15 protein-coding genes are annotated in these 15,384 nt (G+C 70.4%); 9 read left to right on the forward strand and 6 right to left on the reverse strand.

Annotated features, from left to right (window positions below):
- Positions 1-561 precede the first annotated feature (561 nt).
- Positions 562-2,466 (reverse strand): chromosomal replication initiator protein DnaA, encoded by a 1,905-nt coding sequence (gene dnaA, locus LCD35_RS06490; protein ID WP_225043904.1) that lies wholly within the window; start codon positions 2,464-2,466, stop codon positions 562-564.
- A 623-nt stretch (positions 2,467-3,089) separates the two neighbouring features.
- On the opposite strand from dnaA, the gene rpmH reads away from it, so the two are divergent.
- The 8 genes from rpmH to LCD35_RS06530 all read left to right on the forward strand — a co-directional run bounded on the left by rpmH (position 3,090) and on the right by LCD35_RS06530 (position 8,840).
- The gene (gene rpmH / locus LCD35_RS06495) at positions 3,090-3,233 is read left to right on the forward strand and encodes a 50S ribosomal protein L34 (RefSeq protein WP_224957024.1); all 144 of its coding nucleotides are present in this window, start codon (positions 3,090-3,092) and stop codon (positions 3,231-3,233) included.
- Between the two features lie 10 nt (positions 3,234-3,243).
- On the forward strand, positions 3,244-3,798 hold the full coding sequence (gene rnpA, locus LCD35_RS06500; protein ID WP_224957025.1) for a ribonuclease P protein component: 555 nt from the start codon (positions 3,244-3,246) through the stop codon (positions 3,796-3,798).
- Between the two features lie 19 nt (positions 3,799-3,817).
- Positions 3,818-4,141: a membrane protein insertion efficiency factor YidD gene (yidD, locus tag LCD35_RS06505; protein WP_224957026.1), complete on the forward strand. Its 324-nt coding sequence runs from the start codon at positions 3,818-3,820 to the stop codon at positions 4,139-4,141.
- Positions 4,141-5,202 (forward strand): membrane protein insertase YidC, encoded by a 1,062-nt coding sequence (yidC, locus tag LCD35_RS06510; protein WP_224957027.1) that lies wholly within the window; start codon positions 4,141-4,143, stop codon positions 5,200-5,202. The genes yidD and yidC overlap by 1 nt, the downstream gene beginning before the upstream one ends.
- 34 nt (positions 5,203-5,236) lie before the next feature.
- On the forward strand, positions 5,237-5,785 hold the full coding sequence (locus tag LCD35_RS06515; RefSeq protein ID WP_224957029.1) for a R3H domain-containing nucleic acid-binding protein: 549 nt from the start codon (positions 5,237-5,239) through the stop codon (positions 5,783-5,785).
- Between the two features lie 324 nt (positions 5,786-6,109).
- A complete protein-coding gene (gene rsmG / locus LCD35_RS06520) occupies positions 6,110-6,820 on the forward strand; it encodes a 16S rRNA (guanine(527)-N(7))-methyltransferase RsmG (protein WP_224957030.1) in 711 nt (236 codons plus the stop codon).
- Between the two features lie 143 nt (positions 6,821-6,963).
- Positions 6,964-7,821 carry a ParA family protein gene (locus tag LCD35_RS06525; protein WP_224957031.1) on the forward strand — a complete coding sequence of 286 codons (858 nt, stop codon included), beginning with the start codon at positions 6,964-6,966 and terminating at the stop codon, positions 7,819-7,821.
- A complete protein-coding gene (locus LCD35_RS06530; protein ID WP_224957032.1) occupies positions 7,818-8,840 on the forward strand; it encodes a ParB/RepB/Spo0J family partition protein in 1,023 nt (340 codons plus the stop codon). Before LCD35_RS06525 ends, LCD35_RS06530 begins: the two co-directional genes overlap by 4 nt.
- Positions 8,841-9,128: 288 nt before the next feature.
- Here LCD35_RS06530 and LCD35_RS06535 read toward each other — a convergent pair whose 3' ends face one another.
- Both LCD35_RS06535 and LCD35_RS06540 read right to left on the reverse strand, forming a co-directional pair.
- Positions 9,129-10,079: a D-alanine--D-alanine ligase gene (locus LCD35_RS06535; RefSeq protein ID WP_224957033.1), complete on the reverse strand. Its 951-nt coding sequence runs from the start codon at positions 10,077-10,079 to the stop codon at positions 9,129-9,131.
- A gap of 82 nt (positions 10,080-10,161) precedes the next feature.
- Positions 10,162-11,526: a PLP-dependent aminotransferase family protein gene (locus tag LCD35_RS06540; protein WP_224978070.1), complete on the reverse strand. Its 1,365-nt coding sequence runs from the start codon at positions 11,524-11,526 to the stop codon at positions 10,162-10,164.
- A gap of 268 nt (positions 11,527-11,794) precedes the next feature.
- Between LCD35_RS06540 and LCD35_RS06545 the strand changes: the two genes are divergently transcribed.
- Positions 11,795-12,415 carry a GNAT family N-acetyltransferase gene (locus LCD35_RS06545; protein ID WP_224957036.1) on the forward strand — a complete coding sequence of 207 codons (621 nt, stop codon included), beginning with the start codon at positions 11,795-11,797 and terminating at the stop codon, positions 12,413-12,415.
- 46 nt (positions 12,416-12,461) lie between these two features.
- On the opposite strand, the gene LCD35_RS06550 is transcribed toward LCD35_RS06545, so the two are convergent.
- The 3 genes from LCD35_RS06550 to trxB form a co-directional block, all read right to left on the reverse strand.
- Positions 12,462-13,619, reverse strand: coding sequence for an N-acetylmuramoyl-L-alanine amidase (locus tag LCD35_RS06550; protein WP_224957037.1), 1,158 nt, complete (start codon positions 13,617-13,619; stop codon positions 12,462-12,464).
- Positions 13,620-13,889: 270 nt separating this feature from the next.
- Positions 13,890-14,219, reverse strand: coding sequence for a thioredoxin (gene trxA / locus LCD35_RS06555; RefSeq protein WP_224957038.1), 330 nt, complete (start codon positions 14,217-14,219; stop codon positions 13,890-13,892).
- A 41-nt stretch (positions 14,220-14,260) separates the two neighbouring features.
- Positions 14,261-15,268, reverse strand: a complete 1,008-nt coding sequence (trxB, locus tag LCD35_RS06560) for a thioredoxin-disulfide reductase (RefSeq protein ID WP_224967176.1) — start codon at positions 15,266-15,268, stop codon at positions 14,261-14,263.
- Positions 15,269-15,384 lie beyond the last annotated feature (116 nt).

Here is a 15,384-nt window from a genome sequence, read left to right on the forward strand (position 1 = left end):
CGGGATCTTTCTGGCGGGGCGCCCGGGTCGCGTCCCCGGGGTGGAGCAGAAAGGTTCCGCGCGTCCGGCCGGGAGGTCGGGGTCCGGCCGCCGCGGATGCGCGAGGCGATCGGAACCGTTGGAGGGGGCGCGCCGGGCGGGTCGGGCGAACGCCGACCTCGGGGCGGCGCGTCCGGCTTCGCAGCTGTCCGTGCTCCGGGTCCCGCGCTCCGGGGACGCCGGCACCCGGAGGCTTCCGCGTCCGCAGCCGTGCGACCCGCAGCGCCGGCCCTCGTGCCGTGCTGTTGAAGATCCGCCGGCCCGCCGGTGCTGTCCGCCTCGTCGCGCTCCACGCTCGTGCACGGCCGCAGGTCGCTGCCGGACACGCAGGTCAGAGCTATCCGGCACGGCCGCGCCCGCCGGTTCCCGCGGCGCCGCGTCGGGCACCTCGGCGGCATCGTGACCAGTGATTACCGGCCACTCGCTAATACGATTGGAGCGTACGCCTCACCAGCAGGACGCAGTGCATCGGAGTCGATCAGCGCGGCGCGCTGACCTGCATGGACGCCAGGAGGAAGGGTCTCAGCCGCGCGACTGCTGCTTGATCCGGGACGTGAGCTCCTGCACCTGGTCGTACACCCGACGCCGCTCCGCCATCTCCTTGCGGATCTTCTTGTCCGCGTGCATGACCGTCGTGTGGTCCCGGCCGCCGAAGCTCTGCCCGATCTTCGGCAGCGACGAGTCGGTCAGCTCCCGGCACAGGTACATCGCGATCTGCCGCGCCTGCGCCAGCGCCTTCGTCTTCCCCGGCCCGCACAGGTCGTCGATCGTCACCGCGAAGTACTCGGCGGTGACGCCCATGATCGTCGGCGCGGTGATCTCGGGCGTCGCCGAATCGGGGATCAGATCGCGCAGCACGATCTCCGCCAGCTGCACGTCCACCGGCTGCCGGTTCAACGACGCGAACGCCGTCACCCGGATCAGCGCGCCCTCCAGCTCCCGGATGTTCCGCTCGATGCGGGCGGCGATGAACTCCAGCACCTCGGCGGGCGCCGCCATCCGGTCCTGCGCCGCCTTCTTCCGGAGGATCGCGATGCGCGTCTCCAGCTCCGGCGGCTGGATGTCCGTGATCAAGCCCCACTCGAACCGGGTGCGCAGCCGGTCCTCCAGCGTGCGCAGCCCCTTCGGCGGGCGGTCCGAGGACACCACGATCTGCTTGTTCGAATTGTGCAGCGTGTTGAAGGTGTGGAAGAACTCCTCCTGAGTACCTTCCTTGCCCTCCAGGAACTGGATGTCGTCGACCAGCAGCACGTCCACGTCGCGGTAGCGGCGCTGGAACGCCACCTGCCGGTCGTCGCGCAGCGAGTTGATGAAGTCGTTCGTGAACTCCTCGGTGGACACGTAGCGCACCCGCATCCCCGGGAACAACCGCTGCGTGTAGTGCCCCACCGCGTGCAGCAGGTGCGTCTTGCCCAGTCCGGACTCGCCCCAGATGAACAGCGGGTTGTACGCGCGCGCCGGTGCCTCCGCCGCCGCCACCGCGGCCGCGTGCGCGAACCGGTTGGAGGCGCCGATCACGAAGGTGTCGAAGGTGTACTTCGCGTTCAGCCTGGTCTGCGAGGTCGGCGGCGCGTGCTTCGGCGCGGTGAACGGCTGGCCCGGCTGGTGCTGCTCGGTGTGCTGGCCGCGGCCGAAGGTCGGCCACACGTTCGCCTCGGTCGGGGTGGCGTCCTCCTGGTCGGCGGACTCGTCCTCGGCGTCGGCCTCGTGGTCCTGCTCCACCGGCGCTTCCGGTGCCGCCGGCCACTGCTGCTCGGGCGCGCGGTCCGGTTCCGGCTGGTAGTCGGCGTAGCCGCCCTCGGCGGAGTACTTCTGCTCGGAGCCGTACTGCGCTTCCGGCGCGTACGGCGCGGCCGGGGAGTAGGAGGTCTCCGGCGCGATCCGGGAGTCCGGGGAGTGCTGCGCCTCCCGCGGCTGGTGGGTGTACGGCGAGCCGACCTGCTCGTTCGGCAGCGAACCGCTGATCGAACCGCCGTGCGCGGTGCTGCCGAAGGCCTCCGGCCGCCGCGGCGGTGCCGAATAGTTCGAGGGTCCGGTCGCGATGTACGGGGAGGAGTCGTAGGCGATCCCGAACGTCGTGGGCCGCTCGGCCGGTTCGCCCCCCGCGCGGGCCGGCGGTTCCGGCCGGGCCTCGGGCGCGGCGAGCGGACGGGTCGGCGCGGGCACCGCGGTGTCCACCTTGACCGCGAGCGACACCTCCCGGCCCAAGCGGCGGGACAGCGCGTCGGTGATCGGGTCCCGCAGCGCGCGCTCGATCGCTTCCTTCGCGAAATCACTGGGAGCGGCCAGCAGTGCCGTACCATCCAGCAGGCCGATCGGGCGGGTCACGCGCATCCAAGCGCGTTGTTGCGGCGACAGCGTGCCCGAGGACAACTCCAGCACCACTTCGTCCCAGACCCGACCAAGCTCGGTTTGGTGGTCGGTCACCCCTGCGCTCCCCTCACCGGCACGTGACCCGCACCGTTGACTCCCACACCTCGGCAAGTGCGGCGTCGCCGGCGCGGAGTGATGAACTGGCTCCGCGCACGCCCGGACGAGGTGTCCACAGAGTTATCCACAGCTGTGCATGAAGGTACGGCAGCGAACCTCGGACGTGCCCCCTGGGTCCCCGCCGGTACCTGCGATCCTGGTGGTGCCCCTGCGTGCCGCGTCGATGCTCAGTGCGGACGGCGGCTCCCACGCCGCCGGGCGCGCATCGCAGGAGGGACAACCTAACAAGGTCGAGATCGCCTCACAAGGCGGGTGGTCCCGCCCTCCCGGGACCGCTCCGCCGGCTGCGGAACCCCCCGGTGCCCGGGCATCCGGGCAGGTGGCGTAGCCTCGTGCAGTCCCCCGCCGCACGAGCGGGAATGTCGCCGCGCTTGGATTTCGGCAGAGGTCCCGGCGCAGCGCGCGAGGCACCACCGGTGCCGCCGCGTGCAGACTCCCCTCGTTCCACCGGGGGGTGAGCTCGACACGATGGCCGCTACGGCGGGCGGGGACATCTTGACCGAGCCATCGGGCCGAGCACGTGCCTGTTCCAACGGGCCTGAAGTAACGGGAGATCCACCGTGAGCAAGGGCAAGCGCACCTTCCAACCGAACAACCGTCGCCGTGCCCGCAAGCACGGGTTCCGGCTGCGCATGCGCACCCGCGCCGGTCGCGCCATCGTGTCCGCGCGTCGCCGCAGGGGCCGTGCCTCGCTGACCGCCTGATCATCGGTTCGTGCTGCCCGCGGCCGCCCGGCTGACCTCCAGCCAGGAATTTCGCCTGGCGGTCCGTCGTGGCCGCCGTGCGGGGCGCGCCCGATTGGTGGTGCACCTGCTGGTGCCGAACGCGGCGCCCCGGACCGAGGTCCGCGGCGCCGCCGTTGAACGCGCCCACCAGGTGAACCGCGAGGGCGGGGACCGGCACGACGGGACCACGGCGGCGCACCCCGCGTCGAGCGAGCTCGCGGGGCGCGCCGAGCCGAACCCGGCGTCCGCGGCGGGACCGCGGTCGGACTCGGACATCGAACCCACTCGGGACACCGGCGAACCGGCCCGCGTGGGTTTTGTCGTGAGCAAGGCCGTCGGGAACGCGGTGCTGCGGCACCGCGTCACCAGGCGGCTCCGGCACCTGATGCGCGACCGCCTCGACGCGTTGCCCGCTGGCACACTGGTGGTGGTGCGTGCACTTCCCCCGGCCGCGACCGCATCGAGCAGCGATCTCGGATCGGATCTCGACGCGGCGCTGCGCAAGCTGCGCGTGGTGCGCGGTGGTCCGGTGACGGGTCCCTAGATGGCGCTGGAGGCCCCGGATGTCGGACACGCAGGACAGCGGTGAGCGGGTTCGTCCGAGCCCGGCCGCATGGCTGCTGCTCGGCCCGGTGCACGTCTACCGGAAGATCATCTCGCCGTTGCTGCCGCCGACCTGCCGGTTCTACCCCAGCTGCAGCGCCTATGCGGTCGAAGCGCTGACCGTGCACGGAGCGCTCTACGGCAGCTGGCTCACCGTGCGGCGGTTGTTGCGGTGCGGCCCCTGGCATCCCGGCGGCTTCGACTACGTCCCATCCCGGCGGGGCCGCGCCGGCGGGCCGGCGGCCGAGCCGGGCGAAGCGCCCCGACCCCCCGCGGAGGACTAGTGCTCGACTTCATCAACTACCCGGTCTCGGCGATCCTCTGGTTCTGGCACGAGGTCTTCGGCTTCGTGCTGGACCCGGCCAGCGGGTACGCCTGGGCGCTGTCCGTGGTCTTCCTCGTCTTCACCCTGCGGGCGCTGCTGTTCAAGCCGTTCGTGCACCAGGTGCGCTCGATGAAGAAGATGCAGGAGTTCGCTCCGCAGGTCCGCGCGCTCCAGGAGAAGTACGGGCACGACAAGCAGCAGCTCGCGCAGGAGATGCAGAAGCTCCAGCAGGAGCAGGGCTTCAACCCGATCTCCGGCTGCCTGCCGATGCTGGTGCAGGTGCCGGTGTTCTTCGGCCTGTTCCACGTGCTCAACGGGTTCCGCCCCGGCGCGCCGTCGAACTTCGTGTTCGGCCCGGAGGACGTCGCCTCGTTCGTGTCCGCCGACCTGTTCGGCGCGAAGCTGTCGAACACGATCAGCCAGGCCCCCGAGGTGCTCGCGACCTTCGGAACCGACCGCCCGTCGATGCTGGTGGTCGGTGTCCCGCTGATGGTCGCCGCGGCCATCGCCACCCACTTCACCTCCCGGCACTCGGTGCAGCGGCAGACGCCGGAAGCGGCCGCGAACCCGCAGACCGAGATCATGAACCGCATGGTGCTGTGGGTCTTCCCGATGTTCGCCATCATCGGCGGCCCGTTCCTCCCGCTGGCGATCCTGCTCTACTGGCTGGCCAACAACTTCTGGACCCTGGGGCAGCAGCGCATCGTCTACAGCCGCATCGACCGCGAGGAAGCGGTGGCCGCGGCGGCCGTCGTCGACGGCACCACCGTCACCGCTTCGACCGCCGAGCCTGCGGCCTCTGCGCCCTCTGCCGCGTCGACCGCCGAGACCACCGAGGCCGCCGCGCCCGCGGCGATCGAGGCGAAGCCGGCCGCCGCGGAGTCGGACGAGAGCGCGACCCAGGACGCGACCGAGGCCCCCTCCCCCGCGCGCCCGGCCGCCGACGCAGACCAACCCGGTGATGCCTCCGGGGTGTTCGAAGACCGTTCCCGCGACAGCCGGCCGGGCGAGTCCCGCTGACCGACGTCGCGTACCCCTGGAGAGGAGACGCCCAGTGTCTGAAACCGTGCAGGAGCCGACCAAGGTCGAGGAGTCGGCGGAGTCCGCGCCGAACACGGACCAGGAGCGCAGCAATACCGAGACGTTGCTCGTCCAGGAGGGCGACGTGGCCGGTGACTACCTGGAGCGGCTGCTCGACCTGCTGGACTACGACGGGGACATCGACCTCGACGTGGAGGCCGGTCGTGCGGTGGTGAGCATCGACGGCGGTGGCGATCTGGAGAAGTTGGTCGGCTCGCGCGGCCAGGTGCTGGAAGCGCTCCAGGAGCTGACCCGGCTCGCCGTGCAGCAGGACACCGGCGTGCGCAGCCGTCTCATGCTGGACGTGGCCGGGTGGCGCGCGGGTCGACGCGAGGAGCTCAGCGACCTCGGTCGCACCACGGCGGAAGAGGTGCTGTCCTCCGGCGAGGAGACCCGCCTCCGTCCGATGACCCCGTTCGAGCGGAAGATCATCCACGACGCGGTCGCGGCGGTGGACGGCGTGCACAGCGAGAGCGAAGGCGAAGAGCCGAACCGGAAGGTCGTCGTCTACAAGTCGAACTGACCTCCCCTCCCCCGCGGTGAACGCGGGGTCGAACGCAGACGCCCGGTCGGGATCTCCCCGGCCGGGCGTTCTTGCGTCCGCACGTCGTCCCGCGCGGAACTGGGCAGCCGGATCCGCCGTGTTTCACGTGAAACCAGGCGCGGGAGCAAGACCGACTTCGGGCTGAGATGATGATGCGGGTCGCGCGGGCCGCCTGTGCCGAGTCCGCGTTTCACGTGAAACCAGTGCGCCGATCATCGAGCCCGTTCCACGTGAAACAACTCCGTACCGACTTGGTGGACGCGCCCCGTTTCACGTGAAACAACGACAGCAGGGTGGAAGACTGTGACCGCAGCAGAAGGTGATCCGATCCCGGTTCCGGAGGCCGCGCGAGCGGTGTTCGGCGATCGTCTTCCGGGAGCGGAGCGGTTCGCGACGATGCTCGCCGAGCAAGGCGTGCGGCGAGGATTGATCGGCCCGCGGGAACTCCCCCGTATTTGGGACCGCCATCTGTTGAACTCTGCGGTACTCGCGGAGTTGCTGCCACCGAATTGCCGTGTCGTGGACGTAGGCTCAGGGGCGGGGCTGCCGGGCATTCCGCTGGCGATCGCTCGCCCCGATGTCGAGCTGGTTCTGCTGGAGCCGATGGCTCGACGAGTGGCCTGGCTGCGGGAAGTCATCGAGGAACTGGATCTCTCCGTCGAGGTGGTGCGTGGGCGTGCCGAGGAAGGCCCGGTGCGTGATCGGCTCGCCGATCAGGACGTGGTCACCGCGCGCGCCGTGGCGCCGTTGGAACGGCTCTCGGCCTGGTGCCTCCCCCTGTTGCGTCCCGGCGGACGGTTGCTGGCGTTGAAGGGATCGACCGCTGCGGAAGAGCTGGAACGCGATGCGGCCGCCGTCCAGGCGGTGGGTGGCAGCCCCGGTGAAGTGTTGTCGTGCGGCGACAACGTGCTCGATGTGCCGACGACGGTCGTCGTCGTGGAGCGGGTATCTCAGAAAGCGCCCGGTCGGCGTCGTGACGGCGGCCGCAGAGCGAGGAAGGATCGTGGACGGTGACGGAGTCGAACGGAGCGGATCGTGTTTCACGTGAAACGAAGGGGCGCGTGATGGGTTCCATGCGTTTCCCTTCCAGCGCGGAAGAACGCGGTCAGCAAGCGAGTGAGGCCTTCCCGGCGGATGGCGTGGGCTGGACTCCGATCATGGAAGAGGCCCAGCGGGCGACCCGGGTGCTGCACCCCGAGACGATGCAGCTCCCCCGCCCGGATCGGCGGCGCATCCTCACCGTCGCCAACCAGAAGGGCGGCGTCGGCAAGACGACGAGCACGGTGAACCTGGCCGCCGGGCTGGCGGTGCAGGGGCTGAAGGTGCTCGTGATCGACCTCGACCCGCAGGGCAACGCCAGCACCGCGCTCGGCGTGGACCACCGGTCTGGAGTCCCCTCGGTGTACGAGGTGCTCCTCGGTGAGATCAGCATCGCGGACGCCGCGGCGCAGAGCACCGAATCGCCGAACCTGTACTGCGTGCCGGCGACGCTCGACCTGGCCGGCTCGGAGATCGAACTGGTGTCGATGGTCGCCCGGGAAGGGCGGCTCAAGGAGGCGCTGAAGTCCGAGGCGATCGAGCAGATCGCGCCCGACTACGTCTTCATCGACTGCCCGCCTTCGCTCGGCCTGCTCACGGTGAACGCGATGGTGGCCGCGCACGAGGTGCTGATCCCGATCCAGTGCGAGTACTACGCGCTGGAGGGTCTCGGGCAGCTGCTGCGCAACATCGAGCTGGTGCAGGCTCACTTGAACCCGGCGCTGTGGGTGTCCACGATCCTGCTGACGATGTACGACGGCCGCACCAAGCTGGCGGACCAGGTGACCAACGAGGTGCGCGGTCACTTCGGGGAGCTCACGCTGCGGACGGTCATCCCGCGCAGCGTGAAGATCTCGGAAGCGCCCGGGTTCGGCAAGACGGTGCTGAACTACGATCCCGGTTCGCGGGGTTCGATGAGCTACCTGGATGCGGCGAAGGAGATCGCCGAGCGGGGTGTGGAGAGGAAGACGGCATGACCGAACGCAAGGGTGGTCTGGGGCGCGGCCTCGCGGCGCTGATCCCGAGCGGTCCTCCCGCGGAGAGCGGCGGCTCGACCGGAGTCTCCGTGCGCGGCGCCGGCTTCACCCCACCTCCCTCCCCCGCTCCGGGGGACGGCGCGAGCGCGCCAGAGCCGGTTTCACGTGAAACAAGCGGCGGAACGGTGGCGGGTGCGACCTACCGGGAGGTCGTGACCGCGTCCATCACGCCGAATCCGCGGCAGCCGCGGCAGGTCTTCGACGAAGAGGCGCTGTCCGAGCTGGAGCACTCGATCCGCGAGTTCGGGCTGATGCAGCCGATCGTGGTGCGGGAGATCGAGTCCGGCCAGTACGAGCTCATCATGGGCGAGCGCCGCTGGCGCGCCTCGCAGCGCGCCGGCCTGGAGGTCATCCCGGCGATCGTCCGCGAGACGGCGGACGACGCGCTGCTGCGGGACGCCCTGCTGGAGAACATCCACCGGGTGCAGCTGAACCCGCTCGAAGAGGCGGCCGCGTACCAGCAGCTGCTGGACGAGTTCGACGTGACGCACGACGAGCTGGCGGAGCGGATCGGTCGCAGCCGTCCGGTCATCACCAACACGATCCGCCTGCTCCGGCTGCCGATGCCGGTGCAGCGCCGGGTCGCGGCCGGGGTGCTGTCGGCGGGGCACGCGCGGGCACTGCTCGCCTTGGACGACGCGGGCGGCCAGGAGGAGCTGGCATCGCGGATCATCGCCGAGGGGTTGTCCGTGCGGGCGACCGAGGAGGCGGTGACGCTCAAGAAGAGCGAGGGGCCGGCGAAGCAGAAGGCGGCGCCGCGGAAGCAGCTGCAGTCCCCCGGTTTGCAGGGACTCGCGGAGAAGCTGTCCGACCGCTTCGACACGAAGGTCAAGGTCGATCTGGGCAAGCGGAAGGGCCGGATCGTCGTGGAGTTCGGTTCGGTCGACGACTTGGAGCGGTTGGCCGAGTTGTTGTTGCCGGGTGAGGCCGAAAAGCTCCGCGAAATCCGGGAGGGATGACACCGGGGCCTTTCGTCACGGTGACGATCACCGTTTTGCCCTGTTCATCCGGTTTGCTGGAGCGGCCGCCACCGACGACCGCTCTCCCTCCTCCGCGGTCCGGCGGGCCCGACATCGCTCAGGCCCGACGCCGATCACTTCGGCTCCGCGGATCCGCCAATGCGTAGGTCGACCCCGGAACGAAGAAGAGCCGCCGATGTCGTGACATCGGCGGCTCCTGCTTGAGCGGCGAACTGCGCGTCGGGTCAGCGAACTCGACCCACTCGCTGTTTCACGTGAAACATGCGATCAGTTGCCGCGAGCGATCGCCTTCTCCACCAGTCCGGCGAACACCTCGCCGAGGGACCGGTCGGCGGCTTCCACCGCCATCGGGAACAGCGAGGTCTCGGTCAGTCCCGGCGACACGTTCACTTCGAGGAAGTGCGGCACCCCGTGCTGATCGATGATCGCGTCGGTGCGGGACACGTCGCGCAGCCCCAGCAGCCGGTGCGCCGAGACCGCCAGCTCCCCCGCCCGGGTCGCGACGTCCGGTGCCAGATCGGCTGGGGCCTCGTAGCTGGTGAGCCCCGCGGTGTAGCGCGCGGTGTAGTCGTACACGCCGTCGGCTGCTTCGATCCGCACCGCGGGCAACGCCTCCGGCCCGTCCGCGGTGTCGACGACGCTGATCGCCACCTCGACGCCTTCGACGAACTGCTCGACGAGCACGGTGTCGCCGTAGGCCAGCGCACCCACCATCGCCGAGGGCAGTTCCGAGGCATCCCGGACGACCCGGGCGCCGAGCGCCGATCCGCCCTGGTCCGGCTTCAACATCAGCGGCAGGCCGAGCTTGGCCACCAGCGCGTCCAGCACCGCCTGCGCCCCGAGTTCGCGGAACGTGGCGTGCGGCAGCACCACCCAGTCCGGGGTGCTGAGGCCCGCGCGCGCCAGCTCGGCCTTGGCGGTCGGCTTGTCCCACGCGCGGCGGCAGGCGCGCGGGTCGGTGCCCACGTACGGGACGCCGAGCATGTCCAGCACGGACTGCACCGCGCCGTTCTCCCCTTCACCACCGTGCAGCGCGATGACCACGGCATCCGGCCGTTCGTCCTGGACGCGTGCGAGGAGGCGGGAGTCCGCGTCCCACTCCCCCACGGTCATTCCGACGGAGCGCAGCGCGGTGGACAACCGCCTCCCGGAGCGCAACGACACTTCGCGCTCGTGCGACAGCCCACCGGACAGCACGGCGACCCAACGATCGGACACTGGTCGAACTCCCCTGAAAGTAAGAGTCCACTGCGCACCAGGTGCGCAGTGGACCGATCGAATCGTGCGGCAGGACCCGAGGTTACGCCGTGTCGGGAGAGGGAGCTTCGGGCCCGGACACCGCGCGCTGCGGCACGGTGCCGAAGGTCCGCACCAGCTCCATCTCGTCGGTCAGCGTGTTCGCGAGCCTGCGGACGCCTTCCCGGATGCGTTCCGGCGTCGGGTAGCAGTAGGACAGCCGCATCTGCCGGGCCCCGAACGAGTCCGCGTAGAAGCCGGTGCCGGAGGCGTACGCGACCCGCTGGGTCACGGCGCGCGGCAGCATCGCCTTGGTGTCCACGCCTTCCGGGGCGGTGAGCCACACGTAGAACCCGCCGTCGGGCTTGGTCCAGGTGCAGCCGACCGGCATGTGCTGCTCCAGGGCGCCGAGCATCGCGTCGCGGCGCTCCCGGTACTGCTCGCGGAAGGTCTTGATCTGGCCCTTCCAGTCGTGCGTGGTGAGGTAGCGGGACACGATCATCTGGTTCAGCGTGGGCGGGCACAGCGTCGCCGATTCAGCGGCGAGCACCAGCTTCTCCCGCACCGCGTGCGGGGCGAGCACCCAGCCGACGCGGAGCCCGGAAGCGAAGGTCTTGGAGAACGAGCCGAGGTAGACCACGTTCTCCGGATCGAGGCTGCGCAGCGCCGGGTAGGTCTGCCCGTCGAAGCCGAGCAGGCCGTACGGGTTGTCCTCGAGCACCAGGATGTCGTGCTTGCGGCAGATCTCGAGGATCTCGGCGCGGCGCTCCACGGCGAGCGTGACGCCGCCGGGGTTGTGGAAGTTCGGGATGGTGTAGAGGAACTTGATGCGTTCGCCGCGCGCGGTGACCTCGGCGATCGCGTGCCGCAGCGCCTCGGGCTGGAGGCCGTCGTCGTCCATCGCGACGTGCACGACCTTGGCCTGGTAGGCGGCGAAGGAGCCGAGCGCACCGACGTAGGACGGTCCTTCGGCGAGGACCACGTCGCCCGGGTCGCAGAACAGCCTGGTCACCATGTCCAGCGCCATCTGGGAACCGACGGTGACCATCAGGTCGTCCGGGTGACCGGTGATCCCCTCGGCGGCCATGATCTCGCAGATCTGCTCGCGCAGCTCCGGCACGCCGTGCGCGGAGCCGTACTGCAGCGCGGCTTGGCCGTCATCGGCGATGAGCCGGGCGACCTCGGTGGCGAGCGAGTCCAGCGGTAGCGCGGCGAGGTTCGGCATGCCGCCGGCGAGCGAGACGACCTCGGGCCGGCTGGCCACGGCGAACAGTGCCCGGATCTCCGATGCGGTCATGCCTGCGGTCCGCTGGGCGTAGCGGTCGCGGTGCGCGTCGAGGTTGCGCGCCGCTCCTGCCTGCTGGACCGCTGCCTCCTGCTGGGGGCCGGGCTGCTGCTGATCGGTCGGGTTGCTGCCGTGATCGGACATTCCGCGCTCCGGTGGATCGGGTGTGCGCTGTAGTGATCGTCTCCTGTTACCGCTAGGTGACGGTCGCGCGAGTCTATCTGTGCTATCGCGTCCGGCGGTGGCTTGTGTAACGGGCGCCTCGCACAAACCGGCTTGACGGTAACCCATCTCACCATTCCGGGGGACACTGGGAAGGACGAGATGCTTCCGGCGCTCGGTGGGGTCGGCTTATCCTTGCGGCACCCCACCTGCCGTGCGTGGGTTCTGGCGGATTGCAGGGGAGGTCAGGGTGTCGCGACGCGTCGTAGGCGTCACGCTGGACAACCTCGACCACTTGCCACCGAAGTGCCGTCGCTGCGTGTTCTGGGAACTCGCGCCGCACATCCGGGAGCAGGCCGAGGAGTTCGGCGAAACCGGTCTCGAGAAGGAGGCCTGGGTCTCCAACGTGCTGCTGGACTGGGGGTCCTGCGGCCGGGTGCTCTACGTCGACGAGGTCCCCGCCGGTTACGCCCTCTACGCCCCGCCTGCCGCGGTGCCGCGGGCCGCGGCGTTCCCGTCCGGGCCGGTCAGCGCGGACGCGGTGCTGCTCACGGCACTGCGGGTGATGCCGGACTTCGAGCACGGCGGCCTGGGCCGGGTGCTGCTGCAGAACGTGGCGAAGGACCTGACGAAGCGCGGCGTGCGCGCGATCGAGGCGTTCGGGGACCTGCACGAGGAGACCGACAGCTGCGTGGTGCCCGCCGGGTTCTTGCAGCAGGTCGGGTTCAAGACGGTCCGGCAGCACCCGAAGTGGCCGCGGCTGCGGTTGGAGCTGCGCACCGCGATCTCCTGGAAGGAAGACGTCGAAGCAGCGCTCGAACGGCTGCTCAGCACGGTGTCGGTGAAAACGGCGGAGCCGGCCCTCGGGTGAGCCGTCGAGTCCGGTGCGGCGACCGGCTCCGCGCTGCGGGCGGTGCTCAGGCGCCTTCGGCGCGGGTGAGCTCGTGCCGAAGCAGGTCGTCGAAGGTGAAGGTGCCCGTCGGCTGATCGTCCTTGCCGAGCAGGTAGAGCCGCTTCACCGCGACCAGCAAGCCCTCGGCGATGATGTCGCGGAACGCCGGGTCGAGCAGCCGCCGCCGGTCCTCCGGGTTGGTCAGGTAGCCGATCTCGGTGCGCACCGCGGGCATCCGGGTGAGGCGCAGGACTTCCCACGTCTTCGGGTGGATGCGGCAGTCGAGCATGCCGGTGCGGGCCACGATCTCGCGCTGCAGGAAACCGGCCAGCGCCTCCCCCACCGTGGAGGTGGTGCCGTTCCCGGTGCCGAAGTGGAAGCTGGCGACGCCCTGCGCGGCCGGTGCCGCGTTGGCGTCCATGTGCAGCGACAGGAACAGGTCGGCGCCCGCCTCGTTGGCGAACCCGGCGCGGTCGGCTTCCGGCGGGCAGGAGTGCGGCCCGCGGGTGATCAGCGCTTCCATCCCGGTGGCGACCATGCGGCCTTCGAGCCTGCGCGCCAGGTCCCAGGCGATGTCGGCTTCGTTGACACCGCCGACGGCGACGCCGCGGTCGGTGCCGCCGTGCCCGGGGTCGAGCACGATGCGCTTGCCGCGCAGCAGCGGCCCGGCGCGGCGCACCTTCTCCTGTTCCCGCAGGTAGACCGGCCTGCCGCCGCGGACCTTGGGGGCGAGCTGCTTGAGCGCGCGCAGCGTGCCCGGCCCGCAGATGCCGTCGGCGTTGAGCCCGTAGTCGCGCTGGAAGCTGCGCAGCGCGTGCTCGGTCTGCCAGCCGAAGATGCCGTCGGGCCTGCCCGCGTCGAAGCCGAGTTCGAGCAGCCGCTCCTGCAGGGCGAACACGTCGTCCCCGCTGACCGGTTTGGACACCAGGTAGGCCAGCGATCGGTCACCGAGCCGCCAGCGCGCGTCGATCAGCGCGCGGTAGGTGGCAGGACCGACGACCCCGTCGGTGATCAGTCCGCGTCGTTGCTGGAAGACGCGCACCGCGTGTTCCACCGCTGCGTCGAAGTGCGCGGGACCGGACGCGGTTCCGTTTGGGGGGGCCGGTAGGAGACCCAGCGCAGCAAGGGTGTTCCTGATCTCGGCAACGGCCGGACCGACGTCACCGCGGTGGAGCAGCTGCATGCACTCCTCGCTCGATTCAGGCGCCGGACGGATCCCGGCGCGTAGGACGGTCGTACTCCCCCGAATGTCCACTTTTGGGTGGAAGGGTTCGGATGCGAACCCACCGGCTCATTGTGCCTTGCCTGCAATGCAGCGGCGCTGCGGGCCGCTCGCAGCGCGCTGCGCACGGCGTGACCTCGCGCGTACCGGCGGGAACGACGGAACCCCGCGCACCTCCGCGCGGTGGCGGGGCGGGCGGGGTTCCGGTCGGTGCGACGGGTCAGCGACGCGTCACAGGTAGTCCTCCAGGTCGGACAGCAGCGCGGCCTTCGGCTTGGCGCCGACGATCTGCTTGACCGGTTCCCCGTTGGAGAACAGCAGCAGGGTGGGCACGCTCATGACCTGGTAGTCGCGGGCGATCGACGGGTTCTTGTCGATGTCCAGCTTCGCGACGGTGATCTTGTCCTGGTGCTCGCCGGCGATCTCCTCGAGCACCGGGGCGACCATCTTGCACGGGCCGCACCAGGTCGCCCAGAAGTCGACGAGGACGGGCTTGTCGCTGCCCAGCACGTCGGTCTTGAACGAGTCGGCGTCGACGGTCACGGTGTTGTTCGCGGCCATGTTCATCTCCCTCGGGTGGAATTCAGGTGTCGGTTCCGCGCTCAGCGCGCTGCCGCGGTCTCGGCGGCCGGCGCGTAACCGCCGCCCTCGTGCTCGGGCGCGACGTGCGCGGCCTCGCTCATCTCGTTCTCGGCGAGCCACCGCTCCGCGTCCATCGCGGCCGAGCAGCCGGAGCCCGCGGCGGTGATGGCCTGCCGGTAGGTGTGGTCGACGAGGTCACCCGCGGCGAAGACGCCGGGGATGCCGGTCCGGGTGGTCGGCTGCTGCACGGCGACGTAGCCCTCGTCGTCGACCTCGACCTGGTCGCGCACGAGTTCGCTGCGCGGGTCGTGGCCGATGGCGACGAACATTCCGGTCACGTCCAGCTGCGATTCCTCGCCGGTGCTGGTGTCGCGCAGCTTCAGGCCGGTGACGGCGGTGTCGCCGAGCACCTCGGTGACCGCGGCGTTCGTGCGCCAGCGGATCTTCTCGTTGGCCTTGGCCCGCTCCAGCATGATCTTGGAGGCGCGGAACTCGTCGCGGCGGTGGATGATCGTCACCGAGTCGGCGAACTTGGTGAGGAACGTGGCCTCCTCCATCGCCGAGTCGCCGCCGCCGATCACGGCGATGTGCTGCTCGCGGAAGAAGAAGCCGTCGCAGGTGGCGCAGGCGGACACGCCGCGGCCGAGGAGCTTCTCCTCGCCGGGGATGCCCAGGTAGCGCGCGGCGGCGCCCATCGCCAGGACGATCGCCTTGGCGCGGTACTCGACGCCGTTGGCGACGACCTTCTTCACCTCGCCTGCGAGGTCGATGTGCTCGACGTCCTCGGCGCGCAGCTCACCCCCGAACCGCTTCGCCTGTTCCCGCATCTGCTCCATGAGCTCGGGGCCCATGATGCCGTCCCGGAAACCCGGGTAGTTCTCCACTTCGGTGGTCGTCATCAGCGCGCCACCGAACTGCGTGCCCTCGAAGACCAGTGGCTCCAGCTCGGCCCGCGCGGCGTACACCGCGGCGGTGTAACCGGCAGGGCCGGAGCCCACGATGATGAGGTTGCGGACGTCGTCGCTCACCGCGCCCCTTTCGTTGTCGCGTGCCGCCCGCCGCGCAGCACGCGCGAGCGTATCCGGGTCAACGCGATCCTAGGCGTCTCTGTTCCCGGCACCGCTGCCCGTGACGAGCGCGACCC

The organism is Saccharopolyspora sp. 6V, from assembly GCF_020176785.1.
Taxonomy (GTDB): domain Bacteria; phylum Actinomycetota; class Actinomycetes; order Mycobacteriales; family Pseudonocardiaceae; genus Saccharopolyspora_C; species Saccharopolyspora_C gregorii.